This window comes from Pseudolysinimonas kribbensis, from assembly GCF_039531715.1.
In the GTDB taxonomy this organism is placed as follows: Bacteria; Actinomycetota; Actinomycetes; order Actinomycetales; family Microbacteriaceae; genus Pseudolysinimonas; species Pseudolysinimonas kribbensis.
The window spans coordinates 1-955 of record NZ_BAAAQO010000007.1 but is presented as its reverse complement, the minus strand read 5'-3'; the positions used below and the strand labels follow the sequence as shown (position 1 = coordinate 955).

Sequence of the window (955 nt, the reverse complement as noted above, 5' to 3'; positions counted from 1 at the left end):
AGTGGAGATGTCTGACGTCTCTACGACCACACGGAGGTCCTTGTGTCTCACGCTAATGCGCATCTGACGTTTCACGGTCGGCTGCTGATCGTCCGCCGCCGCGAAGCTGGCTGGGCGCAAGCTCATATTGCTGCGGCGATGGGCTGCTCCCGCAAGACCGTCCGCTACTGGCTGGCCCGGTTCGCCGTTGAAGGCGACGCCGGGTTGCACGATCGCTCGACACGGCCTCGGACCTCGCCCAGTCGGTTGCCGGCGTCCGCGGAGGCGGTGATCGTCGAGCTGCGCACGACCGAGCAGCTCGGCCGCGACGAGATCGCCGCGCGCACGGGCATCGCACCTCGGACGGTGTCCCGGGTGATCGCCCGGCACGGTCTGCCGCCTCTGGCGGCGCTGGACCCGATGACCGGGCAGGTGATCCGCTCCTCGAAGCAGACCGCCATGCGCTACGAGCGGGAACGGCCCGGCGAGCTGGTCCACATGGACGTGAAGAAGCTCGGCCGCATCCCGGACGGCGGCGGCTGGAGAGCTCTGGGGCGCGGCGCGGGCGACCACAGAGACCGGAAGAACGGCACCGGTTACGACTACGTCCACTCCCTCGTCGACGATCACAGCCGCCTGGCCTACTCCGAGATCCACCCCGACGAACGTGGGCAGACCTGCGCCGCGTTCCTGGCCCGCGCCCTGGACCACTTCGCCGCTCACGGCATCACCCGTGTCGAGCGGCTGATGACCGACAACGCCTGGGCCTACCGCTGGTCACTACGGGAACTCTGCGCGGCCCGGAACATCCGGCAGGTGTTCATCCGACCGCACTGCCCTTGGCAAAACGGCAAGGTCGAGCGCTTCAACCGCACCCTGCAGACCGAGTGGGCCTACCGACAGCCCTTCACCTCGAACGACGAACGATCCGCCGCGCTTGACCCCTGGCTCGAGCACTACAACACTGAACGACGCC

General features: G+C 68.2%; 1 protein-coding gene. It reads left to right on the top strand.

Annotation, left to right across the window (positions count from 1 at the left end):
- Positions 1-42: 42 nt before the first annotated feature.
- Positions 43-955: IS481 family transposase (locus ABD285_RS16960; RefSeq protein WP_344203731.1), on the top strand; the 913-nt coding region annotated here is incomplete at its 3' end.